Annotated in this window: 17 protein-coding genes; 4 read left to right on the forward strand and 13 right to left on the reverse strand. The window is 66.6% G+C overall.

Translation table 11 applies throughout. From position 1 onward, the window contains the following. Nucleotides 1–61: 61 nt before the first annotated feature. The 10 genes from fdxA to ASC91_RS05010 form a co-directional block, all read right to left on the reverse strand. Nucleotides 62–400 carry a ferredoxin FdxA gene (gene fdxA / locus ASC91_RS04965; protein ID WP_056193188.1) on the reverse strand — a complete coding sequence of 113 codons (339 nt, stop codon included), beginning with the start codon at nt 398–400 and terminating at the stop codon, nt 62–64. Beyond that, entirely contained in the window at nt 397–1,350 is a 954-nt protein-coding gene (locus ASC91_RS04970) for a HEAT repeat domain-containing protein (RefSeq protein WP_056193192.1), read from the reverse strand. Before ASC91_RS04970 ends, fdxA begins: the two co-directional genes overlap by 4 nt. A 2-nt stretch (nt 1,351–1,352) precedes the next feature. After that, the gene (locus ASC91_RS04975) at nt 1,353–1,586 is read right to left on the reverse strand and encodes a ferredoxin family protein (protein WP_056193195.1); all 234 of its coding nucleotides are present in this window, start codon (nt 1,584–1,586) and stop codon (nt 1,353–1,355) included. Between the two features lie 277 nt (nt 1,587–1,863). Beyond that, the gene (locus ASC91_RS04980; RefSeq protein WP_056193198.1) at nt 1,864–3,591 is read right to left on the reverse strand and encodes a fumarate reductase/succinate dehydrogenase flavoprotein subunit; all 1,728 of its coding nucleotides are present in this window, start codon (nt 3,589–3,591) and stop codon (nt 1,864–1,866) included. A 13-nt stretch (nt 3,592–3,604) separates the two neighbouring features. Continuing rightward, a complete protein-coding gene (locus ASC91_RS04985) occupies nt 3,605–4,393 on the reverse strand; it encodes a GntR family transcriptional regulator (RefSeq protein WP_235531842.1) in 789 nt (262 codons plus the stop codon). A 324-nt stretch (nt 4,394–4,717) separates the two neighbouring features. Continuing rightward, nucleotides 4,718–7,045, reverse strand: a complete 2,328-nt coding sequence (locus ASC91_RS04990; RefSeq protein ID WP_056193201.1) for an EAL domain-containing protein — start codon at nt 7,043–7,045, stop codon at nt 4,718–4,720. A 2-nt stretch (nt 7,046–7,047) separates the two neighbouring features. Further along, entirely contained in the window at nt 7,048–10,053 is a 3,006-nt protein-coding gene (locus ASC91_RS04995; protein ID WP_056193204.1) for a hybrid sensor histidine kinase/response regulator, read from the reverse strand. Then, nucleotides 10,050–10,658, reverse strand: a complete 609-nt coding sequence (locus ASC91_RS05000; RefSeq protein ID WP_056193206.1) for a YfiR family protein — start codon at nt 10,656–10,658, stop codon at nt 10,050–10,052. Before ASC91_RS05000 ends, ASC91_RS04995 begins: the two co-directional genes overlap by 4 nt. Beyond that, entirely contained in the window at nt 10,658–12,496 is a 1,839-nt protein-coding gene (locus ASC91_RS05005) for a TonB-dependent siderophore receptor (RefSeq protein WP_056193210.1), read from the reverse strand. Before ASC91_RS05005 ends, ASC91_RS05000 begins: the two co-directional genes overlap by 1 nt. A 314-nt stretch (nt 12,497–12,810) precedes the next feature. After that, complete coding sequence (locus ASC91_RS05010; protein WP_082532439.1) at nt 12,811–15,060, reverse strand: ATP-binding protein; 2,250 nt, start codon at nt 15,058–15,060, stop codon at nt 12,811–12,813. Nucleotides 15,061–15,118: 58 nt separating this feature from the next. Here ASC91_RS05010 and ASC91_RS05015 point away from each other — a divergent pair, with 58 nt between their 5' ends. Genes ASC91_RS05015 through ASC91_RS05030 form a run of 4 tightly spaced genes read left to right on the forward strand, consistent with a single transcriptional unit; the run spans nt 15,119 to nt 18,367 of the window. Next, nucleotides 15,119–15,760: a DUF1579 family protein gene (locus ASC91_RS05015; RefSeq protein WP_157281171.1), complete on the forward strand. Its 642-nt coding sequence runs from the start codon at nt 15,119–15,121 to the stop codon at nt 15,758–15,760. Continuing rightward, nucleotides 15,757–16,965 carry an MFS transporter gene (locus ASC91_RS05020; protein WP_056193217.1) on the forward strand — a complete coding sequence of 403 codons (1,209 nt, stop codon included), beginning with the start codon at nt 15,757–15,759 and terminating at the stop codon, nt 16,963–16,965. Before ASC91_RS05015 ends, ASC91_RS05020 begins: the two co-directional genes overlap by 4 nt. Next, nucleotides 16,962–17,915 (forward strand): AraC family transcriptional regulator, encoded by a 954-nt coding sequence (locus tag ASC91_RS05025; RefSeq protein WP_056193220.1) that lies wholly within the window; start codon nt 16,962–16,964, stop codon nt 17,913–17,915. The genes ASC91_RS05020 and ASC91_RS05025 overlap by 4 nt, the downstream gene beginning before the upstream one ends. A 56-nt stretch (nt 17,916–17,971) precedes the next feature. Further along, on the forward strand, nt 17,972–18,367 hold the full coding sequence (locus ASC91_RS05030; RefSeq protein ID WP_056193224.1) for a 4-oxalocrotonate tautomerase family protein: 396 nt from the start codon (nt 17,972–17,974) through the stop codon (nt 18,365–18,367). Nucleotides 18,368–18,571: 204 nt separating this feature from the next. Here ASC91_RS05030 and gstA read toward each other — a convergent pair whose 3' ends face one another. The 3 genes from gstA to ASC91_RS05045 form a co-directional block, all read right to left on the reverse strand. Then, entirely contained in the window at nt 18,572–19,177 is a 606-nt protein-coding gene (gene gstA / locus ASC91_RS05035; protein ID WP_056193227.1) for a glutathione transferase GstA, read from the reverse strand. Nucleotides 19,178–19,307: 130 nt separating this feature from the next. Beyond that, complete coding sequence (locus ASC91_RS05040; RefSeq protein ID WP_056193230.1) at nt 19,308–21,116, reverse strand: response regulator; 1,809 nt, start codon at nt 21,114–21,116, stop codon at nt 19,308–19,310. Further along, nucleotides 21,113–24,202, reverse strand: coding sequence for a sensor histidine kinase (locus tag ASC91_RS05045; protein WP_157281173.1), 3,090 nt, complete (start codon nt 24,200–24,202; stop codon nt 21,113–21,115). The genes ASC91_RS05040 and ASC91_RS05045 overlap by 4 nt, the downstream gene beginning before the upstream one ends. Nucleotides 24,203–24,457: the final 255 nt, after the last annotated feature.

A 24,457-nucleotide genomic window follows, 5' to 3' on the forward strand; every position in this document is an offset into this window, starting at 1 on the left:
CATCTCAATCTCCTGGGCTATCGGGTCAGATTCACAAAAGTCGGCGCGTCAGTTCCTGTCGTCAGGCCGGCTCGGTGCTTTCGGTCAGCAGGGCGCGCTTGTGCGTCTGGCTGGCCCAGTGCTCGGCGTCGGGCAGCGGTTCCTGCGCGGCAGTGATGAGCGGCCATTGCGCGGCCAGGCGCCGGTTCAGTTCGGCGTATTCGCGCTGTTCGGCTGGCAAGTCCTTCTCGTCGAAGATGGCCTCGACCGGGCACTCCGGTACGCAGACGCCGCAGTCGATGCAGGCGCTGGGGTCGATGACGAGAAAGTCGGGGCCTTCGTGGAAGCACTCCACGGGGCAGGCGGCGACGCAGTCGGTGTACTTGCAGCGGATGCAAGCCTCGGTGACGACGAAGGTCATGCCGCACCTCCATTCATCTGGATGGTGGTGAGTGCGAGCTTGGAGAGCTTGCGCACGTCCGGGTCGGGGTCGCGCAGCGTGCGTTCCAGCGGCGTGATGGCGCGCGGGTCGCCGATCTCGCCCAGTGCGATGACGGCTTCCTTGCGCAGGTTGCTGACCGGATGGATCAGCGCCTCCACCAGCGCCATCACACCGTCGCGCGCCTTCAGCTTGCCCAAGGATCGAGCGGCCTTCACCCGCACCTGCCAGTACTCGTCGTCCATGGCGCGCACGAGGTTGGGCACGCCCAGCGCCGAGCCCGTCTTGGCGAAGGTCGTGGCGGCTTCCTCGCGCACCTGCCACACCGGGTCGTTGAGAGCCCGGCTAAGCGCGGGATGCACGCTGACCTCGGCATCGTTGGCAAAGCTCAGCGCACCGACGGCGACGCGGCGCACCTCGGCGTCATCGTCATGCGCGGCGACTTCGGTCAGCGCCGAGATGGCCTGCGGCTTCTTCAGATAGCCCAGCACGCTGACGGCAGCGCGGCGCACCTTGGCGTCGGCATGGGCGAGCGCGGCCATAGCGGGGTCGAAGGCGGCGTCCACGCGCAGGGCTTTCACGGCCTGCAGCGCGGCGGCCTGCACTTCGGGGTCCGCGTCGCCCAGGTAGGGCAGCAGCGCTGTGGCGGAGGCTGAGTCTTTCAGCTCTGCGAGCGTGTAAGCGACGGCGGCGCGCACCTCGGCGTCCGGGTCCTTCAGCAGTGGGGCGAGCGCCGCCAGCACCTCGGGCTCCTCGAAGCCTTCGAGGGCCTTGGCGGCTTCCAATCGCACGGTGGCATCGGCATCCGAGAGCGCCGCGATCAGGAGCGGCGCGATGTCGTCTTCCTCGTCGGTGTAGGGCAGGTCGATGACGGCGATGCGGCGCACGCCTGCATCGCTGTTGCGCAGCCGGTCATGGATGGTGGCAAGCATGATCACCTCACCAGGTAGGGGATGTCGACGCGCACGGCGCCGGTGGGGCAGTCCTTCTCGCAGGGCATGCAGTACCAGCATTCATCGAACTTCATGAACGCCTTGTTCTTCGTCAGATCGATGGCCAGCACGTCGAGCGGGCAAACGTCGACGCAGACGGTGCAGCCCTTGTCGGCGATGCACTTGTCTTCGTCGATGACGACGGGGGCCTGGGTGCGGGTGATGGTGATGGTCATTGCGGTCTCCTGAGGGCCTGTTGACGCTATGGCAATGGGTCGCGAAGGCCCGCCGCCACGGGCCAATCAAGGCGTGACACGCCGCCCGCACTGATGTGCGGGCAAGTGGCGCAACGCGGAGTGGCCCGTGGCGGCGGGCCTTCCCGAAGGGTTGTGGCCAAAACGACCGCGCGCGGCGTTGCAAATGCTCGCCGGGTGTGCAACCCGGCTCCGCTTTGCGCCTTGCTCGCGGCCGTTTTGGCCACAACGCGACCCGTTGCCATAGCGTCAACAGGCCCTAGGCGGCAGCGGGCGTGGCGACGCGCAGGCGCTGGTAGGCGGACTTCTCTTCCTCGTTGAGCTCCACGACGTAAGGCTCGACCTCGCGCTTGCGGAATACGGCGTTGCCGTTGGCGTCGCTGGTCACGTTGGTGTGGCAGAACCAGTCGGCGTCGTTCTTCTCGGGGTGGTCCACGCGCAGGTGGTACAGGCCCCAGCGGCTCTCGGTGCGGTACAGCGAGGCGCGCGCGGCCAGCTCGGCGCAGTCGCGGATGGTGTGGGCCTCCATCGCGCGCATCAGCTCGTGCGGGTCGGCCGCGCCCATGTGCTGCAGGTCCTCGCGGATCTCGTCGAAGCGCTGCAGGCCGATCTCCATCTTGCGGGTGACCTTGGGCGGCTGCAGGTAGTCGTTGACGATGCGGCGCGTCTTGTATTCGACCTGGAATGGCGTCAGGCCCTCGGTCCTGCCCAGCGGCGCATAGACGCGGGCCTTCTCCTTCTCGACCTGGCCGGCATCGAAGGCCGGCGCCGCGATGCCGCTGACATAGTCGGCCGCGTTCTCGCCACAGAACTTGCCATAGACGAAGGCGCCGAGCATGTAGTTGTGCGGGATGCTGGCGCAGTCGCCGGCCGCGTACAGGCCGGGGATGGAACACTCGCCGCGCTCGTTCGTCCAGATGCCCGAGGCGCTGTGGCCGCTGCAGAAGCCGATCTCCGAGATGTGCATCTCGATCATCTGCTTGCGGTAGTCGGTGCCGCGGCCCTCGTGGAAGCGGCCGCGGCTGGGGCGCTCGTTGGTGTGCAGGATGTGCTCGATCTCGCTGATCGTTTCCTCGGCGAGGTGGTCGAGCTTCAGGAACACCGGGCCCTTGCCGCCTTCGAGTTCGTTGAAGAACTCCATCATCATCTGGCCGCTCCAGTAGTCGCACTCGATGAAGCGCTGGCCGGCGTTGTTGGAGGTGTAGCCGCCGAACGGGCCGGTCACGTAGGCGCAAGCCGGGCCGTTGTAGTCCTTGATCAGCGGGTTGATCTGGAAGCACTCGAGGTTGGTCAACTCGGCGCCGGCGTGATAGGCCATCACGTGCCCTTCACCGCAGTTGGTCGGGTTCTCGTAGGTGCCGAACAGGTAGCCGCTGGCGGGCAGGCCCAGACGCCCGGCCGCGCCGGTGCAGATGACCACTGCCTTGGCCTTGATGACGTGGAAGTCCGCCGTGCGGCAGTCGAAACCCATGACGCCGGCAATCTCGCCGTCAGGCCCGGTCAGCAGCCGCGTGGCCACGACGCGATTGGTGATCTCCACCCGCGCCCGCTTGAGCTGGCGATAGAGCACCCGCTTCATGTGGTGGCCCTCGGGCATGGGCAGCACATAGCTGCCCAGGTGGTGGACCTTGCGCACCGAGTAGTCGCCGGTCTCGTCCTTCTCGAACTTGATGCCCCAGCGGTCCAGCTCCTCGATCATCGGGAAGCTGTTGGCCGCGTAGGCATAGACACCCTTCTGGTCGACGATGCCGTCGTTGGCGACGGTGATCTCCTTGGTGTACTGCTCGGGTGTGGCGTGACCGGGAATGACGGCGTTGTTCAGGCCGTCCATGCCCATGCTGATGGCGCCGCTGCGCTTGACGTTGGCCTTGTCCAGCAGCAGCACCCGCAGCTTGGGATTCTTCTCCTTGGCCTTCACCGCGGCCATCGGGCCGCCGGTTCCACCGCCAACGATGACGAGGTCGTATTCGTGTTCGATCGTGTCCATGCGCAGGCTCTCCTCAAGAGGCTCGTTCGGAAACAGGCACGCGATCGACGCGCACCTTGTACTGGAAGGCGTCACCGCGGTAATAGAGGTGTTCGTAGTCGATGGGCGCGCCGTCGGCGGTGTGCGTCGTGCGCTCGATGAAGAGCACGGGCGAGCCCTCCTCGACCTTGAGCTGCCCGGCCAGCGTCTCGTCGGCCAGCGTCGAGCCGATCTGCAGCTCGGCGTGGCCGAGGGCCAGGCCGTAGTCGTTCTCCAGGATGGCGAAGATGTCGCGCGCGGCCAGGTCTTCCTTGGCCAGGCGCTGGCCGATGGCTGCGGGCACGTAGGTCACGTCCAGCGAGATGGGCTCGCGGTTCAGGAAGCGCAGGCGGTGCAGCTCCGTGACCTTGGCGCGTTTGGCCAGCTGCAGCTTCTCGGCCACCTGCGGCGGCGGCAGCACCGTCTTGATGGACAGCACGCGGGCAAAGGTCTCGTAGCCCATCTGCCGCATCGCCTCGCCGAAGCCCTGCAGGCGCCCCAGATCCTGGAAGGCCTTGGGCTTGGAGACAAAGCTGCCCTTGCCGTGGATGCGGAAGATCAGGCCTTCGTTCTGCAGGTCATTGAGCGCCTGGCGCACGGTGATGCGGCTGACGTCGAACGCGGCCATCATCTCGCTCTCCGACGGCATCTGCTGATGCGGTTGGTAGCTGCCGTCGAGGATGCGGGCGCGCAGGATCTCCTTGATCTGCGTGTACAGCGGCAGCGGTGACGACAGCTTGATGCGATGAGCGCCGTCCGCCTCGGGGGCGGGGACCAGCGTCAAGGATTTCCTAGCTGCAAGAGCGCCTTTGCTCATGGCCGTCCAACTCGTTATGACAAGTCATCACGAGCAGGAGCCGTGCCAGCTTTTCCAGGCTGGGTTTGCACGCGGCTGGTGCCGTAGCGCGGCGTCTGCCGCAGGGCCTGTTTCCGGCGTCTGACGCCCGGGACGGCGGCGTCAGGAAGGTCTCATCGAGACCGCCCGCTGCCCCTCACGCCACGTGTTCTGGCAATGCACCGAAGCGGGTCCATGCCCCAATTTGAATGCGCCAAATGTGTGAATGACCCGCCGCTGGCGGAGCCCTGAAAACCGGACATCGATCCGCCGTCAATGCTCCAGAGGCTGGCGTCGCATGGGCAGCGCGATCCTTTCGCCGGCCGCCCCCGTGCCAGGGGCGGCCGCGGTCATTGCCAACTGCCGGCCCTCCAGCAGCATGCGGGCGTATTCCTCGGCCGGCACCGGGCGGCTGAAGTGGTAGCCCTGGATCTGGTCGCAGCCGCTGGCCCTCAGGAACTCCAGCTGCGCGGGGGTCTCGACGCCTTCCGCAATGACGTGCATGCGCATGCTGTGAGCCATGGCGATGATGGCCAGCGAGATGGCGGCGTCTTCTGGGCTGCGTGTGATATCGGTGATGAAGGACCGGTCGATCTTCACCGAGTTGAAAGGAAAGAGCTTCAGGTAAGCGAGCGAGGAGTAGCCGGTGCCAAAGTCGTCCAGAGACAGGTGCAGGCCGAACTGGCGGAGGTCATGCATGGTGCGCTCGGCCGCGATGGGATCCTGCATGACCAGGGTTTCGGTCAGCTCGAGTTCGATGGCGTCGGCGCCCAGCCCGTTGTCGCGCAGGGCCTGCTCGACGCACTGGCGTACCCGGCCCTCGCGGAACTGCAGGGTCGACAGGTTCACCGCGACCGGCCGCGTCGCGATGCCTCGCGACCGCCAGACCGCCTGCTGGGCGCAGACGGCCTGGATGACCCATTCGCCGATGGGCACGATGAGGCCAGTCTCTTCGGCGATTGGAATGAAATCGCCCGGCGGCACCAGGCCGCGCTTGGGATGCTGCCAGCGGATCAGGGCTTCGGCCGCGGTGATCTGGCCATCGGCCAGATTGACCTTGGGTTGGAAATGCAACACGAACTGCTGCTGGGCCAATGCTTCGCGCAGCTGCCCCTCCATCTCCAGCTTCTCGGCCATGCGGGCATTCATCTCGGGCGAATAGGTGGCATGCTTCTCGCCAGCCAAACGGGCCTGCTTGAGGGCGGACTCGGCATTGCGAAACAGCGATTCGGCACTGGCGCCGTCCTCCGGATACACGGACACGCCCAGGTGGGCGGACAGGCTGACGTCGCTGCCATCGACTGACGTGGGTCGGCCGATGACTTCGTCCAGCACGCGCAGCAGCGTCGCGACGTCCTCGTCGCCCTTGTAGCTGCCGGCGACGGCGAAGTTGTCGCCCGCCAGCCGGGCCACGTTGTGGCTGCGCGCGAATTCGGTGGCCAGGCGCTGCCCGAGTTGTCTCAGCAACTGGTCCCCCACGTGCCGGCCCAGGGTGTCGTTCAGCCGTTTGAACCGGTGGAGGTTGGCAATGACGGCCACCACGCCGCCGCCGGCCGCAGCCGCGGACTGGATGGCAAGGTCAAGGCGGTCCAGGAAGACGAGGTTGTTGGGCAGGCCGGTCAGTGCGTCATAGCGGGACAGGTAATGGACCTTTTCCTCCTGCTCGATGTGCCTGAGCGCAAACGAGATATCGCCAGCCAGCTCGCCGAGCAGCTTGAGCTCGTCTTCGTCGAAGAGATGGGCCTCCGTGGCGTACAGCGCGATGACGCCGACGAGCCGGTCACCGGAAGTCAACGGCAGCGCAATCGCGGAGCCGACCCCCTTCGCCGGCGCAACGGCGTGGACAGCCGCACCCATGTCCTCCTGCGAGAGGTCGTTGCAGTACACGACGCCGCCGCCATCGAGCGCCCGGTAGGGAAGTGAGCGTCGACCTGGCGCGCCGGTGGCGCCCAGAGCGCCGCGCAACTCGTCGAGCTGCCCGGCATCCAGGCCTCGCGCGGCAATGGGGTCGAGCCTCTTCAAAGGGCCGTGGGCGAGGCCGATCCAGGCACTCGCGAAGCCGCCATCCTCGGCGGCGATGCGGCAGGTTTCATCGAACAGCGCCTGCCGGTCGCGCAGCCTGACGATGGCCGAGTTGATGCCGCTCAGGACGCTCTTGATGCGGCTGAGCCGGCTGATCTTCAGCTGCTGGGCCTCGAGCTCCTTGACGTAGCGCTCCAGCATGGAGGTATGCACCAGCGACAGGTGGGTGCGCACCCGTGCCAGCACCAGGGCCGGCGACACGGGCTTGACGATGTAGTCGACCGCGCCGCAGTCGAATCCCGCGGCCTCGTCGCCGACGTCGGCCAGCGCCGTCACGAAGATGACGGCGATGTGCTGGGTCTGGGGGGCGGCCTTGAGCCGGCGGCAGACCTCATAGCCGTCCAGGTCGGGCATCTGGACGTCCAGCAGGATCAACGAAGGCTGGTGCTTCTGCGCGGCGGCGAGGCATTCACCGCCACTGCGCGCGAACGCCAGCGGATAGTGCGGCGCGAGGATCTGCTTCAAGGTTGCGAGGTTGATCGGCTCGTCGTCGACGATGAGGATGGGTCCGTTCGGCATGCCTACTTCCTTTGCTCTTCCAGTTCGGCGACGAGGTCCCGCGCCATCTGTTCCGCGCGCCGGAAATCGAACTCCTCGACGCTGGCAAGCAAGGCGGCCAGCGTGGCCTGCGGCAGCAGCCCGTCCAGGCGCTGGAACACGGGTGCGGCCAGGTCCGGGTTGTCGCTGTCCAGCGCGTCCAGCAGCTCATGAAGCAGGGCCGCCACCCGTGCCCTGTCGACGGACGGGCTGACCGGCGCCGGCCGCGGTTCATTCGCGGCGGCGTCAGCCGTGAACGCCGCAATCGATCGGAGCGCCTGGGCGAAGGCGGCCTCGAACGGCGCCCATTCGTCGAAGGGGTCCCTGCCTTCGATCAGCCGATGCTCCAGGCGGCCGGCAGCGCGTGCCAGCTGGGGAAGAGCCAGGTTGCCCGCAGAGCCCTTGAGCTTGTGCAGCAGGGCGGTGGCTTCCTTTTCTTGCCCCTGGTTGAGCAGCTTGTGCAGCTGCGCCGCGCTGTCGGCGTTGTCGCGGGCAAACTTGGCCAGGAACTTCCGGTAGACGGCGAGGTCCTGCCAGACCTTGCGCGCGTCGGCCACCGAGATGCCTTCAAAGGGCACGCCGTCCTCGGCCTGCGGGCCGACCGGCGCCACGGCCTCGACGGATGCGATGTCGGCCGGCTCGCGCTGCGCGGTCAGGCGCTGAATGGCCGCGATCAGCTCATCGACGGCAAAGGGCTTGGCCACGAAGGCATTCATGCCGGCTTCCCGCGCCTCTTCCTGCTGGACCTTGAACGCGCCGGCCGTCAGCGCGATGACCGGGAGGTCTGCCAGGCCTGGCGTGCCGCGCAGCACGCGCGTTGCCTGGTAGCCGTCCATCACCGGCATCTGGACGTCCATCAGCACGATGTCGACCTCGCCGACATGGACCGTCAGCCAATCCAGGGCCTGCAGGCCGTTCTCGGCCAGCTGCACGGTGGCGCCTTCGGACTCGAGGATGCGCAGCGCGACCTCGCGGTTGATGTCGCTGTCGTCAACGACGAGGGCGCGCAGGCCTACAAGGCGCTGCGTCGCCTCGGCTTGCGGGCTGTCGGACATGGCCGCAACCCCCCGGCGCCGCATGGCCTGGGCGACGCTGTTGTACAGCGAAGAGCTGGTCACGGGCTTGTTGAGCACGCCGTCGATCAGCTCGCTGCCCTCGCTCTTGAGGAGCTCGTCCCGGGAGTAGGCCGTCACCATCAGCACGATGGGCGCTTGCTGTCCCTCCATCGTGCGGCGGATGGCCCGCGCGGTCGCCAGCCCGTCCAGGCCGGGCATCTTCCAGTCCAGCAGGAGCACGTCATAGGCCTCGGTGCCCTGAAGTCGATTGCGCACCTTGCCGAGGGCGGCTTCGCCGGAATCGGTCAGCGTGGGTGCCCAGCCCATGGCCCGAGCGGTCAGCGCAAGGTTTTCGCGCGCCACGTCGCTGTCGTCCGCGACCAGGACTTCCAGTTTTGACAGCGCCGCGGGCTGGTAGTTCTGGATCGGGACCCATTTGAAAGGCAGGCTGAACCAGAATTCGCTGCCTTTGCCAGGCGTGCTGATGACGCCGATCTCTCCGCCCATCTTGGTGACGAGCTGGCGGCAGATCGCCAATCCCAGCCCGGTACCTCCGAAGCGGCGCGTCGTTGACATGTCCGCCTGGGCAAAGGCCGAGAAGATGTGGCTCTGCTTCTCCAGCGGAATGCCGATGCCCGTGTCGCTGACCGAAAAACGAAGGCGAGCCGAGCCGTCGGTGCGCTCCAGCAGCGCGATGCCGACCTTGACGACACCGCTGGAGGTGAACTTGATGGCGTTGCTGGTCAGGTTGATCAGGATCTGTTCGAGCCGCAGCGCATCGCCGTGCAGTTCGCCACCAACATCGGGCGCCGGCGAGATGACAAGCTCCAGATCCTTGTCGCCCGCATTGGCGCTCATGATGTTGGCCAGGTTGTCCAGCACGCCGTCCAGGTGCAGGGGGGCCTCTTCGATCTCCAGCTGGCCGGCCTCGATCTTGGAGAAGTCCAGGATGTCGTTGATGATGGTCTGCAGCGACCGGCCGGCATTGCGGATCTTCTTGACCAGGTCCAGCGCATCGGGCTCCAGCGGCTTGTTCGCGAGCAGGTAGGCCAGCCCGAGCACGGCATTCATCGGCGTGCGGATCTCGTGGCTCATGTTGGCGAGGAAGTCGGCCTTGGCGCGGCTCGCGGCCTCGGCCTCCTGGGTGCGAACGACCAGCTCCGCGGTGCGCCGCTCGACGCGCTGCTCCAGCTCCGCGTTCAGCGTGCGTACGGCCACCTCGGCCGTGCTGCGCTCGGCGATCTCATGCTCGAGCGTCTGCAGCATGCCGTTGAAGGATTCGGCCAGCTCTCCGATCTCGTCCTCGGTCGTCTTGCGGGCACGCAGGCTGAAGTCGCGCTGCTGCATGACCTGCTGCGCCACTTCGCTGACAGCCAGCATGGGCCGGGTGATGCGGCGCTGCAGCCGAAAGGACACCAGCAGGCCCAGGGCGAGGCTGCCACCGAGCACGACGCCGAAGATCAGGAGATAGTCCCGCAGCCATTGGGCGACGTCGTAACGGCCATCGATGTAGACGGCTCCCAGGCGGCCATTGGCGCCATTGACCGGCAGCATCACGATCAGATTGCTGCGCAGGACCTGTACCCCCGCGGATGGCGGCTCGGCAGGCAGGGCCGCGCCAGGAGTGGCTGCGTTCACATAGCGCGCAAACAGCTTGCCGCCTGCCGTGTAGATTGCCGCGGCATTGATATTGGGGTCACCGCGCAACTGGCCGAGGGTGTCGGTGGCAACCTTGGAATCATCGAACTCCAGGGCTGTCGCGCTGCCCTGGCCGAGGATGTCGGCTAGCGTTGTCAGTTCGCGCACCGAGCGGTCGCGGTTCTCCACCATGTCGTGATAGAAGAAGGCGGCGCTGGCCCCAAGCAGTGTGCAAGCGTTGACGGCAAGCACCATCAGCAGCAGCTTGGTGCTTATCGAACGCAGCCGGATCCTCATTCAGAGGCCCCTGGGTTCCCGCGCTGTGCGACAGCCAACAGGCGCGAGCTGATCTTGAGCCCATGCCGCTCCGCGTTGCGGACCGAGATCTCGAAGCGCACCCGGTTGTCCACCAGCATGAAGTTGATGACGCAGCCTGCGTCGATGCCGCCTGGGATGTCCGAGACCGTCAGTGTCGGCAGGGCCTTGTAGGGCTCGAGCGTGCGCCTGAGTTGCGGGGTGTCGGCGCCGCTCACAAAGATGAGCTGGACACTGCGGGGCAGTTCTCCGGCCTTGAGAAGGCGCACCTCGACGGGGTGGTCGCTCAGTGAACGGCCCGACGTGAGCTTGTTGAGCTCGGTGGCGATGTCCCCGGCGCCGACGATGCCGATGGTGAAAGGCATCGTGGCATCCACGAAGGCATTCGGCGGCCACTCCACATAGCCGGCGAACTTGTACAGATAGGCGGCCTTGATCTGGGCTTCCAGCGCACGGCTGTCGTTGTCGGCGGCGCCGCTTTGCGCGGCGGCGAAGAAGAGAAGACCTGCGATCGCCATGCGCCGCAGCACTGGCACATTGCCGCGCCATTGCAGGAGGCACCCGAGAAATAGGCTCAGGCGCGGCATCAGAATCTCGCCGTGGCGGTGATCTGGGCGGTGCGCCCGACCATGATCGGGTCGGCCCCGGTAGCGCCGCCCTGCGCGAACTCGCGGTGATTTGCATGCAGGAGATTGCGCGCCGAGACGGCGAAGGCCAGCCTGTCGGAGTACCGCCAGCCGACACGCGCATCGGCCTCGTTGTAGCCGGGCACGGTGGTGAAGCGCAGCTTGGCGACCCGCCGTAGCGTGACATCGATATCCACGCCCGCCGCCAGCGACCAAGAGGACTGCAGCCGAACCTGGTAGCGGGGATCGTTTCCGGGCGCGATGGCGGCCACGTTGGCGCCGCTGAAGCGCTCGTGCATCGAGGTCAGTCCCGCATGAACAGCCCAGCTCCTGCTGACCTGGTAGCGGCCCCAGGCCTCGACGCCATAGACCTCCGCTTTGGATGCATTGATCAGTACGAAAGTGCGGTCGCTCAGGCGCCGGTAATTGCGCAGGCTCGAGTAGCGGCTGCCGAATACCGTGACCGAGTAGGACAGGTTCTCGCTGGGTTGAGCTCGCGCGCCAACCTCCAGCGTGTTGGCGATCTCCGAGCGGAAGTTGGGGCCGCCCGCCAGCTGGTAGGGAGGCTGCGCTGGCACGAAGAACTCGACGTCGATGCGGGAGGGCGTGCGCACCGCACGGGACGCTGCGCTCCACAACAGCAGTTGGGGCGACAGCTTCCAGCCCAGCCGGGCGCTTGGCATCCATTCCGTGCCCGTGTAACTGTTGTGCTCGGCCTTGGTGCCCAGTGTCAGCGTCGCGGTTGGCGAAAGCTGGCGCTCATGCTGAACGAAGGCATTCGTCCAGTGCAGGCGCCGGGATGCGGGCAGAAAGGCCAGGCTGCCGTAGTTGCCGACTTCGTCCTCGGCCATGCGGTGGCCGCCGCCGAAGATCCACTGGCTGCCCTCGCTGGCAGCCAGCAGGTACTGCAGGTCGACATCGACGACCTGCAGGTTCTCGTTGTAGGAGCCAGGGACATCGCGCCAGGAGCGGTCGACGTAGGTCTGCAGATTCAGCGTTGCGCCGTCGTCCATCGGTCGTACCCAACGCGCCAGCAGGTTGCCACCATGGTGGCGCTGGTCGGCGGCATTGGGCTGGCTGATCGACTCCTTGTAGGCATCGCCCTGCAGCGTCAGCGCGCCGCCGCCGGCGTCGATGCCCGCACGAAAACCCAGCTGGAGCTTCTCGAAGCCATCGTCGGCATCAATGCCGCTGGCTCGCTCGCTGTCCTGGCGCCGGTTGTACTTGGCATAGGCGCGCATGGCGCCGCCGTCGTCGAAGCGCCAGCCCTGGCGCAGCGACAGGCCCTGGCTGAGATTGCCAGCCGCCGCCGACGCGAGCGTTCCCAGGCTGCCCTCGGCGGGCGTCGTGATGACATTGATGACGCCGTTGACGGCATTGGCGCCCCACAGCGTGCCGCCCGGGCCGCTGATGACCTCGATGCGCTCCACGTCACCCAAAGGCACGTCCTGGGATTCCCAGAACACGCCGGAATACAGAGGCGTGTAGACGCTGCGGCCATCGATCAGCACCAGCAGCTTGTTCGCCGTGGCCGAATTGAAGCCGCGCGCGCTGATGGCGTACTGGCTGGCATTGATGCGTGCAACCTGCAGGTTGGGTGCCAGGCGCAGAGCCTCGGCCAGCGTATTGACGCCGGCGCGCTGGATGGCCTCCTTGGTGATGACGTAGATCGAGGCCGGCGCGTCGGCCAGGCGCTGCTCCCGTTTCGACACCGAAGTGATCTCGATGTCGCCGAGCTGTTCCAGCGACAGGTCTGCCAGGTTCGTGTTGCCAGCCGCGCTGGCCACGCCCTGTGCCATCACCAGAAGCGAAAAGAGCAGGCCCAGGCCATGAACGCAGCGCGGCGCGCGCGGCCACCGTTCAACTCTCCCACCTGTCTCCTGTCTCGGCCGGCTGCGCAGCGTCTCAGACATGGCCGCCTCGTTCATTTGATTTGTAGGTCAGCTCATTCTGTGAGTCATGTGCTACAGAGGCAACGCAAACACAATGGCCGCACCGTCGTTATGGTTTTTCGGCCGTTGGTGGGGGAGTCTGAAGTTAGGCCCCGATGCCGGTTGCGCCGCAAGTGTGTCAGTTTATTTGATAAGTTAGCTTTAGGATCGACCGGACGACTTCAGACCGCTCTGTGGCGGATGGCGTCGTCGATCGCAGACAGCAGATCACCCTGGTCAAAAGGTTTGGCAACCCGGCGGAACCAGAGGATCGGCTCGCTGTCACCCTCGGGCATGGTGTCGGCCCCCGCGCTGATGGCGATCACCGGAATGCTGGCGGTACGCGGATCCTGCGACAGCAGTTGAAAGGCCTGGCGCCCGGTGAGTTCCGGCATCCGGTTGTCCATCAGGATGACGGCGGGTGCATGGGCGAGGGCCAGCGCCACACCCTCGCGGCCGTTGCTTGCCGTGATGAGGCGCAGGTCCGGCCGATGCAACAGCTGCGCGCGCACGAGGTCGTGGCTGGGCAGGTCGTCCTCGACCAGCAGCACGGTGAGCTGCGGCTGGATGTCGCTCACGCCGCCGGGGCGCTCCTGCGGGCCGACGCCGATCTCCGGCTTTCGCGACACGGCTTCACCGCCAGCCAGCTCGAACCAGAAGCAGCTGCCCGTTCCGGGCGTGCTGTCCACGCCGATTCGGCCGCCCATCAATTCGACCAGGTGCCGCGTCACGACCAAGCCGAGGCCCGTGCCTTCCACGGCGCCCGGGCCTTCGCCGGAATGCCCCAGCCGATTGAAGGCCTCGAAGAGCTGGGCCAGCTCCTGCGGGCGCAGTCCGGAGCCGCCGTCTTGTACTTCGATGCGCACACGCTCGGCGCCGGAGGGTCGCACCCGCAGTTCAAGCGCACCGCCCGGCCGGTTGTACTTGATGGCGTTGGACAGCAGGTTCAGCAGCACCTGCTTGAGTCGCGTTCGGTCCGCCACCACGGCCAGGGCGTCTGGCGGCGCCTCGAAATTCGTCTGCAGGCCGCGGGCCTGGGCTTGCGGCATGACCATGGCCTCGCACTCGGCCAGCAACTGGCGCAGCGGCAGTACCTGCATGTCGAGCTTCAGCTTGCCGGCTTCGATCTGCGACAAGTTGAGCAGTTCACCGATCAGCGTCAGCAGGTGCTCACCGGCCTTCTGGATATGGGCGTTGAAGGCCGCTTGCCTTTCCGCGGGCAAGCCGTGGCCCGGGGAGGCAAGCATCTGCGAGAAGCCAATGATGGCGTTCAGCGGCGTCCGCAGCTCATGGCTCATGCGGCTCAGGAACTCGCTCTTGGCCTGGTTGGCATGCTCGGCGGCGCGGGTGGCAGCGACGAGCTCGCGGTTGGATGCTTCCAGCTGTTCGGTCCGCAGGGCCACCCGGTGCTCGAGCTGCTCGTTGAGGTCGCGCATGGTGGCTTCCACCGCCTTTTGGACCGTCACATCCTGCAGGGTGCTGAACCATCGCAGGCCGCCGACCTCGGCCACCTCCTCGAGGGGCTCGATCACCTGGGCCACCTGCACGACTTCGCCATCGGCGCGCACCAGGCGGTACTCCACTTCGACTTTGGCCCGCGTGCGCGCCGCTTCGAGGCTCGCGCTGCGGTAGCTGGCCCGATCGTCGGCATGCACCCGTTGGTTCATCCAGTCACGTGTCGTGCGCGGCATGTCCTGCGGCGCGCAGCCGACGAGCTGGGGCAGGGTGTCGGACCAGCGCTCGAAGGAGCCGTCCGGGCGGGTCACCACATGGCTGAGTTTGGCCACCCCCTGGGCGCGCCGAAGGCCAGCCTCGCGCTCGCGCAATGCCGCTTCCGCCTGCATGCGCAGGGTCACGTCAAGCGGTGCGACGAAGCGGGCAGGCCGGCCTTCATAGAGCAGCTCATGCGAGGTGATTTCGACGTAGATCAGCCGCCCGTCCTTGAGCCGATGCCGCCAGACGCCGCTGTTGAACACCTCGGCGGGCGTGAGGCGTACTGACGTCTCCACGGCACCCACGTCTTCCGGTGGACGGATGTCGCGGATGGACATCGAAAGGAATTCCTCCCTCGTGTAGCCGTATTTCTGGCAGGCCACTTCGTTGACGTCGAGAAAGCGCAGCGTCTGCAGGTCATAGACCCACATGGGCAAGGGGTTGCAGGCGAAGAGCTGTTGATACCGGCGTATGTCTGAGCCGCGTCTTCCCGCCAACTCACGCGCCAGCAAGCGCTTCCTGCGCAAGGTTTTTCTGCTTTGGTGAGCCACTTTCCTGGATCTCGTGACCATTCGTCCGCTCCTGCAAGCGTGGCCATAGTTCCCAGCGCGACAGTGCGCTGTCCCGACTCTATGCGCATCCGCGCACGCTCGGCCATCACCGCGGGACGAACGGCCAAGCAAACCGGTCAACGGGCCATGGCACGACGCCGCATCCATAGGCAAAGTTGACGCTCCTGTTCACGAAAGGGACCCTGTGAAGATTCGCTGGAAGCGCATGCGCGCAACGGTCATCGGCATTGCGACGCTCGGCATGATGCTCGGCACCACGCACGCCCAGGACAAGGAGGTCGGCACCGCGCCATCCGTCGCAGCGGCCACCGACTTGCCGCCATGGCTGCGCCGTGGATTGCCTGGCCCGGGCCACGCCATGCTTGCGCCGCTGGCGGGTATTTGGCGCGTGCAGATGGGTGTCTATGCCACGCTGGGCCGAAGCGCCGACGCACCGCCGATCACCTCCGACGACTTCGTCACGCGCCGCGAATGGGTGGCCGGCGGCCGCTACCTTGAGGACACAACCGAAGGCACGTTGGAAAAGTCACGCTATTGGCGCCGCGGCTGGCTGGGCTACGACAACATGGCTGCGCGCTACGAATGGGTCACCATTGACGAGGCGAACGCCGGGATGATGCGTTATGTCAGCCGCACGGGGTCGGGGCCGCAAACAAGCATTGACCTGTTCGGCACGTTCGTGGATCAAGGCGTCGCGGGCGAAGCTTTCGTTGGCAAGACGGTCCCGATGCGCACGGCGATACGCATCGAAGGGCAGGACCGTCACGTCATCGAGCTCTACTTCACGCCACCGGGCCGCAAGGAGGCGCTGGCTACCCGCGCGATCTACACGCGAACCGCACCGTGAGCCGGCAGCCCGACGCGCGCGCCGCACTGGTCGTGCTGGCGGTGGGAGCCTTCGTCTTCGGCACCGCAGAGTTTGTCATCGTCGGCGTGCTGGACCTGGTTGCGCGCGACCTGGGCACGTCGATCAACAGCGCCGGCTATATGGTGATGGCCTATGCGCTGGGCATCGCGATCGGCGGCCCCGTTGCAACGACGCTGACCACGCGCCTGGAGCGGCGCTCCGTGCTCGCGCTGTCGTTGGCGGTGTTCGTCACATTCAACCTCATCGTGATCGTCTCGCATGAGCTCGGTCTGCTTCTGGTCGCGCGCTTCGTGCCCGGCGCCATGCACGGGCTTTTCGTTGGTGCCGCCTCCGTGGTTGCGGCTGGGCTCGTGCGTCCTGAGCAGCGCGGCCAAGCCATGGCGATGGTCTTCGGCGGCGTGGCCGTTGCCACCGTACTGGGCGTACCGCTGGGGACGTGGGTGGCGCAGGCGACGGGCTGGCGCACGGCCTTCGCGGCTATCGTCGCGTTGGGTGCCGCGGCCTGTGTCGCAACGCTGTGTTTCGTGCCGCGCTCGAATGTTCGCCTTGCTGACCCGTTCGGGGTGCAGGTGCGCGCCGCCTTCGCGCCGCGCGTGCTGGCGTTGCTGGGCGTGGCCGCGCTGCTGATGGGCGGGCAGTTCAGCGCTTTCACCTTCATCGCGCCGTACCTGAAGCAGGTCAGTGGCGCAGCGGACGCGACGATCAGCGTTTATCTGCTCGCTTACGGCGTTGCCAGCGCCGTCGGCATGTTTGCCGGCGGGCGTCTTGCGGACCGCGATGCTGGCCTCACGCTGGTGGCGGCGAACGTGGTGCTGGTGGCCGTGCTCGGTCTGTTCTACCTCTTCGGTTCGAGCCCGATGGTGGCGTTGATCGCGCTTGCTGCCTGGGGCCTGGCGGGTTTCGGCATGGTTCCGGCGATCCAGTTGCGCGTGGTGGCGCTGGCGGGCCCTGGTGCCGACCTCGCCGCAGCCCTCAGCGCCTCCGCAGTCAATGCCGGCATTGCAGCAGGATCACTGGCCGGCGGCGTGGCGTTGGCGCGTTTGGGCGTCGAGGCGCCGATGCAGATGGCGCTGCTGCTGTGTGCGCTCGCGCTGCCCGCGACCTGGTCGACCCGGCGCCTTGCCGTACCGAAAGACCCCGTCTTACGCTCACCCGGACAGCCCGCGCACACTCGGCCGCCATGAACACCCACCGGGATAATCCAGGGCCCCCCGACCTCGACCTGCTGAACCCCGTTCTGCAGGACCTGCGGCTGGTGCGTGCGTCGTACTGCCGTACCGACATGACGGCGCCGTGGGGCCTGCAGATTCCGCGTCAGGATGGCGTGTGCTTCCATTTCGTGGTTGAGGGTGGATGCTGGCTGAGGCTGCCGTTGCAAGAACCCTTCTGGATTGGTCCGGGCGACGTGGCCTTGCTGCCGCGTGGCACCGGCCATGCGATCACCGACGCGCCCACGACGCCCGCCCGGCCGCTGGAAGAGTTCGACCAGGATTCGACCGGTCCCACCACGCACAACATGCGTGCCGGCGGTGGTGGCGCGCGTTCACTGATCGTCTGTTGCGCGCTCGAATTCGACGAACCCGCCGTGCATCCGCTGACCCAGTTGATGGACGAGGTGCTGGTGCTGCGGCGTACTGAGGCGAGTGACCCTGTACTGCCTACGTTGTTGTCCTTGATGGCCGCCGAGGTGGCGGCGCAGCGCGTCGGCGCCGCAACGATGATGACGCGGCTCGCCGATGCCGTGGTCACGGCCATGGTGCGTGGCTGGGCCGAGACCCACGCGGGAGACCTGAAGGGTTGGCTGGCCGGTGCGCGCGACGCACCGATTGGCCGCGCGCTGGCGGCGATCCATCACCAACCGGGTCATCTCTGGTCGGTCGTGGCGTTGGCGAAGATCGCCGGCTTGTCGCGTTCGGCCTTCACCGAGCGCTTCACTGCCGCTGTCGGCCTGTCTCCGGCACGCTATATCGCGCACTGGCGTATGCACGTGGCCGGCGCGTGGCTCCGTCATGGCCGCCTGACCGTCGCGGACATCGCACAGCGCCTGGGCTATGAGTCTGAAGCTTCTTTCAGCCGCGCATTCAAGCGCCTCTTCGGCGTACCACCGGGAAGGCTGCGCTGGCGGGCCGGCTGACGCCGCCGGCCGGCGCGGCAATTCACTTTGTTGCATTGCTAAACACAGGAGACACGATGCCCATCATCAACGTCAAAGTCAGCGCGACGCCGTCGCCGGAAATGAGCGCCCGCATCGCCAGCCTCCTGCTCGAGAAGACGAGCCGCATCCTCAAGAAGAAGCCCGAGCTCACCGCCATTGCCATCGAATACGTCGACCCTCACCATTGGATCGTCGGAGGCACTTCGCTGGCGGCGCAGCAAAAGAGCAGCTTCTATTTCGACATCAAGGTTGTCGACGAGACCAACACAAAGGCTGAGAAGGCGCTTTACGTGTCCGAGGTATTCGAGGCCTTTTCGCAATTGCTCGGCAAACTGCATCCGGAAAGCTATGTCTACGTGCAGGATGTCCGGCCAACAGCCTACGGGTACGGAGGTCTAACGCAGGAGTACCGGTTCCAGCACGGGGCGTGATCGCTCCGGAATACACGAGATGGTGGCAGGCAGGTGTGTGGTGCCGCTCGGTGAGTTCTATCACCTCCAGAAATATGTCTGCAACGCCCCGTCGGACGTGTCGCATGGCGTCCCAGTCATTGTTGGTCGCAAGCAGCGCCCGCGCCGCACGGCCTGCGCGCCGGCGCCCGGCACGCTTTTGTCCGGCACGCGATGTCCTGCGTCTCAAGCCTGGCCTTCGGCCTGCAGGGCCGCCTGGACCTCAGGGCGCTGGCGCGTTCGCGCCTGGTGGGCCGCCAGGTTCTCCAGGCCCGCGATGTCCACGCCGACGCGGCCGGCCCAGCCGGTGATCACGAACAGGTAGGCGTCGGCCACGGTGAAGGCCTCGCCCATCAGGTAGGACTTGCCGGCCAGTTGCTGGTTTACCCAGCCAAAGCGATCGAGCAGTTTCTTCTTGAAGATCGGCCTGGCCTCTTCGGGCAGGGCCGGATTGAACAGCGGCGAGAAGCCTTTGTGCAGTTCGCTGCCGACGAAGGCCAGCCATTCCTGCACGCGCGTGCGTGCCAGGGTGCCGGCCGGTGGCAGCAGGCCTCGGTCGGGCGCGCGTTCGGCCAGGTACTGCACGATGGCTGCGTTCTCAGTGATGCGCTGGCCGTCGTCCAGTTCCAGCAGCGGGACATAGCCGCGCGAGTTGATGGCGTAGTAGTCGCTGCCATCGAGCAGTTGGTGGGCCTTCAAATTGACCTGCACGGTTTCGGCGGTCAGGCCTGCTTCCAGCACCACGATGTGTGGGCACAGCGAACAGGCGCCAGGGGCGAAGTAGAGCTTCATGGAAAGGTCTCCTTGCGAGCGAGCGTGAGCCATGCAGGCTAATCCAATCGCTTCAGTCGTTCAAACCTCGAGGATTGCCGGGTGAGGGCAGGGCGCGCAACGCGCCCGCCCGGACCATGCCGCCGCTCAATCAGTCAGCGCCTGCCGTGGGCGGCCATTGCAGGCCGAGCTGCTCTCCGATATGGGCCCGCAGCGCTTCCAGGGACACAGGCTTGGTCAGGAACACGTTGACGCCGGCCTGCAGGCAGGTGGCACGGTGCTCGGCGGTGGCCGAGGCCGAGACCGCGATCACGGGCACGGTGGCCAGCTCGGCGTCCCGCCGCAGCCGGCGCGTGGCTTCCACGCCGCCGACAGACGGCATCATGCTGTCCATCACGATCAGGTCCGGCCGGAAGCTCCTTGCCGCCGCCAGCAGTTCGCTGCCATCGCTGGCCTGCGCCACTTCGAAGCCGGCGTTGGTGAGGAAATCGCACATCAGCGTGCGGTTCGCCGCCACATCGTCGACCACCAGCACGCGTCGTGGCGGCCCCGCGTAGCGCGCCACGCCGGGCACCCTGCGAGGCGCGGCCTCCGCCCGCTGCGCTATTGGCAACGGCAGCTCCACGCGAAACCGGGAGCCGCGCCCGAACTCACTGCTCACCTGCACTTGTCCGCCCATGTCATTCACCAACGCGCGGGTGATCGCGAGCCCCAGCCCCGTGCCAGCACTGCGGTGCTGCACGTCGCCCACCTGCTCAAAGGGCTTGAAGATGCGTTCCATGTCATCGGGGCGCATGCCGACACCGGTGTCCTCGATATCCAGCCGCAGCAACACCTGCCCGGGGCCAGTCGGCTCGGCACGGGCGCGCAGCGCTACCGTGCCGGTGTCGGTGAACTTGATCGCATTGCCCAGCAGGTTCAGCAGCACCTGGCGCAGCCGGCGCTCGTCGGCCAGCACGGCCTCGGGCAAGCCCTCACCGGCCTCGAACACGAAGGCCAGACGCTTCTCGTCTGCCTTCACCCGCATGAGGTTCACGACCGTCTGCAGCAGGCCGGTCAGGTGCACCGGCTCCGGGTTCAGGTCCGTGCGACCGGCCTCGATGCGCGCCAGGTCGAGGATGTCGTTGATCAGCGCCAGCAGGTGCTGCCCGCTCTGGTGGATGGTGTCCAGGCCGCGCGCCTGGCGCGCGCTCAGGCCGCCCTCCATGGTCAGCAGTTGCGCGTAGCCGAGGACGGCATTCAGCGGTGTGCGCAGCTCGTGGCTCATGCCGGCGAGGAACTCGCTCTTCGCGCGGTTGGCCGCTTCGGCTGCGTGCCGGGCGGCGCGCTCGGTCTGGAGCATCCCGCGCTCGAGTTCGATCGTCGCGGCATGCGCGCGATCCCGGGCATCCAGCTTCGACAGGGTGCTTCGCACCTGGCTTTCGACCGCCTCCTCGCTGAGCGCGAGCACCCTGGCGATCTCGGTGTAGGCGTTGCCCTGAGCGATGAATCGCAGGACGCTGATCTCCGCCGGCGTGAGGTTGTCGTCGATGATCTGCTCGGCCAGTTCAAATGACCCTTCCGACGGAAGCGCGTGGCGGCCGGCGTGCACGGCGCGGATGGCGTCGAGCAGCTCCTTGTGCAAGGCGTTCTTCAGAAGGTAGCCGCGCGCGCCGGCTTGCAAGGCGCGCTGCGCCTGAGCGTCGCCGGCGTAGGTGGTGAGCACGATGATCCGGGCTTCGGGAAACTCGGCCCGGATCGCGCCGATCGCGTCGAGCCCGCTCATGCCGGGCATCTGCAAGTCCATCAGCGTGACGTCCGGGCGGTGCGCGCGGAATTGCTGAATCGCTTCGCGTCCGTTCGCCGCTTCCGCCACGAGGGCCATGTCCGGCTCCACGGAAAGCAGCATCGCGATGCCCTGCCGCACGATCGGGTGATCGTCGACGCAGAGAACCTGGATGCGGGTCAGATCTTCGGTCATTCGCCGACCTCGCTGGGTGCGAACTTCTTGTGGAGGAACCACGATCGAGCCGGTACTGGCCGACTGTACGCCTGCGAGCTGGGCGCACTGAATACCACTTCCGTTCCTGTCCCCGGGCCGCTGCGAACCGTCAGCTTGCCACCGACGAGCTCGGCGCGCTCCCGCATGCCGCTCAACCCGAAGTGCCCTTGTTTTTCGCCCGCGTGCAGCACTTCCGGGTCGATCCCCTTGCCGTCGTCGCGAACCCGTACGCACAGCTGCCGCTCGTCGTAGCCAATCTCGACCTGGATCTGCTTTGCATCAGCGTGGTGGAAGGCGTTGCGCAGCGCCTCGCCGGCGATGCGGAAGGTCTCGTCGCGCACCAGCGGATGCAGAGCTTGCGGCGTTCCCTGCACTTCGACATGCGCCGATGCCGCGTGACCGCTCTCGTTCGCCAGATCCTCGGCGAGCGCCCGCAAGGCGTCCGCCAGGTTGTTGGTCTCCAGCGCCGAGGTCCGCAAGCCCTGCACGGTGTCGCGGCCCTCCGTGATCGCCTCGGCTGCATGGTCGATGGCGCCCGCAAGGATCTGCCTCGACTCGCGCGGGCGATCAGGCAGCAGGTTGAGCGCGGCCTGGAACTGCAGCAGCAGCCCGTGAAAACGCTGCAACAGGGTGTCGTGCAGGTCGCGAGCGATGCGCGTGCGTTCGGCAATACGCGCCTCCAGCGTCGCCTCCAACTGCCGATGCAGCCGCCGGATGCGCATGTGCAGCCGGAGTTGGAAAGCGCTCCATGCCAGGCCGATGAGCAGGACTGCGCCGGCCAGGCGGAACCAGGTGGTTTGGTAGAAGGCCGGCGGAATGGCGAACTCGAGCTGCGCGCCTTCCTCGTTCCACACGCCGCTGTTGTTGGACGCCTTCACGTGGAAGCGATAGTTGCCGGGCGGCAGATTGGTATAGGTGGCCTGGCGCCTGTCGACGGCCTCCTGCCAATCGTTGTCGTGCCCCTCCAGCCTGTAGCGAAAGCGCGTGCTCTTCGGGTCAACCAGGCTCAGCGCGGTGAACTCGATCGTCATGTCGCGGACCAGCGGGGGCAGACGAAGGCCGTTCTCGACCGCATAGGGCTTGTGGTCGGCGAGCAGAGCTTCGATGTGAACCGGCGGAGGCAGCGGGTTGAAGGGCAGGTGGTCGGGGGCGATCACCTGGACGTCTGCGCCCGACACAAACCAGAGCTTGCCGTCCGGCCCTTTCGCCACGGGAGGGTTGAAGTAGGCCGGCGTGAGCGCCAGCAGCGGCACGCCATCCGCGGCGCCCCAGACCTTCGTGGCGACCCGGCGGCTCGGGTCGGCGATCCAGGCAGCCAGGTCATCACGCAGAACCCGCACGAGTCCGCAGGACGCATACATCCACAGCGACCCGTCGTCGTCCAGCGTCGACCAGTGCACCGTGTTGCAGGGCAGGCCGTTGCCGACCGTGAGCGTGGCGACGCGGCCATCCTTGATCCGACTGAGGCCCCCCTCTTCGGTGGCAGCCCAGACCGCTCCTTCGGCATCGAGCCGGAGACCGGCGACGTGGCCCGCGCCCAGCCCTTCGGCGGGCGTGTAGGCGGCCTGGACCTTGCCGTCCTTGAAATACAACACCCCACCGTCCTGCCAGAAGGACAGCCACAAGCCACCTCGGTCGGCGACGACGACCTTGGCCTGTTGCCGGCGACCGAGCGCGGCCCACGGGATGTTCTCGGCGAATCGGCCCTTGTGCAGCCGTGCAAGGCCATCGTTGCCTGAAAGCCAGAGGTCGCCCGCCCCGTCCCCCGTGATGGAATAGATCTCTTTGCTGGGCACACCGCTGACGGCGACGAAGCGGTCGTTCGCAAAGTAGGCGAGGCCACGGCCCGTGCTCACCCAGAGTCGCCCCTCGGCGTCCTGGTGCAGGGACTGCACCCTGGCGTCGGGCAGGCCGTCGCGTTCCCTGTAGACGGTCGGTCTCGCGCCCTTCCATCGGGCCAGTCCATCGCCGGTTGCCACCCAGACGCTGCCGTCCGTCGTGGCCAGCACAGACTTCGTGCCGTCATTGGGCAGCCCTTGTTGCAAGGAGAGGGTGGTGACAGGCAGCTTTCGGAAGCGGTCTATTCCCTTCTCGCTGCCGAACCAGATGTTGCCCTCGCGGTCTTGGAAGAGACTGCAGGCGATGTTCCCGGAGAGGCCGTCTGCCCGGGTGAACGCGTCGGCCTGGCCCTCCTGCAAATGGAGGATCCCGTGGCCTTCGGTTCCGATCCAGAGTCCGCCATCGCGGTCCCGCAACAACTTGTTGGCCTTGACGTCGCGGTCAGAGAGCCACTCATCGGGCTTGGCAGCGCTTCGCATCGGAGCAGGCACCAACCTGTCGCCGTCGATGCGCTGGATTCCTGCGCCACGGATGCCAATCAGGAGCTGTCCATCGGCGGTCGTGCTCAGGTCGCCCACTCGCACGCCTGGCGTCTCGAATCGTTGCGGCGTCCCGGGCTTCCATCGCCAGAGGCCCGAGTCCGCACCCACCCACAGCGCCCCGGATTTGTCTTCGGCCAGGCTCCAGACGAACTGGCCAAACCCGCCTTCGGGCATGGAACATTGGGCCTGACCTGCGCGGATGGCGCACAGCCGTCCCTGTTCGCCCAGCAGGCCGGCCCAGACCGTTCCGTCGCGGTCCTCGAACAACGACGTCACGAACCCGTTGGGGATCTGCGGATAACGGGTCAGCTCGATGCCATTCCAGCTGACCAGGCCATTGAAGGTGCCAATCCAGAGCGTGCCGTCGCGGGAAACCAGCAGGGCGTAGGGATTGCTTGGCAGCGACTGGCCTCTCGGTGGTTGCCAGGGAACGAACCGAAGGCCGTCGAAGCGAAACATGCCAAATGACCCACCGACCCAGAGATATCCGTCTGGGGTTTGTGCCATCGCAAAGACGAGGCCCAGCAAGGCGCCGTCCCGAGCCGTCCATGAGGTGTGCGCGTATTGGGATACCTGCAGGGGAGGATCGAGCGCGAGGGCAGGGGATGGCGAGGTGAGCAGAGCCAACGCCAGGAGCAGACCCGGCAGGAAGTGTCTCTGACGCTGGCCTTCCAGTTGCCCCACTGAATTCCTTTGCCTTCGCTTGCCGCTGGCAGCAAGTGAGCAGCGTATCGCAAAGGCGCGCTGCCGGGCGGTTCAGAACGTCATTGCCGATCGGGCTCGGCAAGCCAGACCAACGGCTTAACTTTCTCGGCTTAAAGAGGTCTATGTGCTCGAAGAGTTGAAGCCATAGGCTGCGCAGTTGGCGAACAACCTCTTCGCTGCATCTGGGGCTCTATTGGCTGATGGCGTTCATGCATCTTTGCGAGCAGATCCGCA

Source organism: Pelomonas sp. Root1237 (genome assembly GCF_001425055.1).
Taxonomy (GTDB): domain Bacteria; phylum Pseudomonadota; class Gammaproteobacteria; order Burkholderiales; family Burkholderiaceae_C; genus Pelomonas.

Coding starts and splice junctions, on each gene's coding strand:
- fdxA (WP_056193188.1), bottom strand. CDS start 400: ATGACCTTCGTCGTCACCGAGGCTTGCATCCGCTGCAAGTACACCGAC.
- ASC91_RS04970 (WP_056193192.1), bottom strand. CDS start 1,350: ATGCTTGCCACCATCCATGACCGGCTGCGCAACAGCGATGCAGGCGTG.
- ASC91_RS04975 (WP_056193195.1), bottom strand. CDS start 1,586: ATGACCATCACCATCACCCGCACCCAGGCCCCCGTCGTCATCGACGAA.
- ASC91_RS04980 (WP_056193198.1), bottom strand. CDS start 3,591: ATGGACACGATCGAACACGAATACGACCTCGTCATCGTTGGCGGTGGA.
- ASC91_RS04990 (WP_056193201.1), bottom strand. CDS start 7,045: ATGCCGAACGGACCCATCCTCATCGTCGACGACGAGCCGATCAACCTC.
- ASC91_RS04995 (WP_056193204.1), bottom strand. CDS start 10,053: ATGAGGATCCGGCTGCGTTCGATAAGCACCAAGCTGCTGCTGATGGTG.
- ASC91_RS05000 (WP_056193206.1), bottom strand. CDS start 10,658: ATGCCGCGCCTGAGCCTATTTCTCGGGTGCCTCCTGCAATGGCGCGGC.
- ASC91_RS05005 (WP_056193210.1), bottom strand. CDS start 12,496: ATGGCACAGGGCGTGGCCAGCGCGGCTGGCAACACGAACCTGGCAGAC.
- ASC91_RS05010 (WP_082532439.1), bottom strand. CDS start 15,060: ATGGATGCGGCGTCGTGCCATGGCCCGTTGACCGGTTTGCTTGGCCGT.
- ASC91_RS05015 (WP_157281171.1), top strand. CDS start 15,119: ATGCGCGCAACGGTCATCGGCATTGCGACGCTCGGCATGATGCTCGGC.
- ASC91_RS05025 (WP_056193220.1), top strand. CDS start 16,962: ATGAACACCCACCGGGATAATCCAGGGCCCCCCGACCTCGACCTGCTG.
- ASC91_RS05030 (WP_056193224.1), top strand. CDS start 17,972: ATGCCCATCATCAACGTCAAAGTCAGCGCGACGCCGTCGCCGGAAATG.
- gstA (WP_056193227.1), bottom strand. CDS start 19,177: ATGAAGCTCTACTTCGCCCCTGGCGCCTGTTCGCTGTGCCCACACATC.
- ASC91_RS05040 (WP_056193230.1), bottom strand. CDS start 21,116: ATGACCGAAGATCTGACCCGCATCCAGGTTCTCTGCGTCGACGATCAC.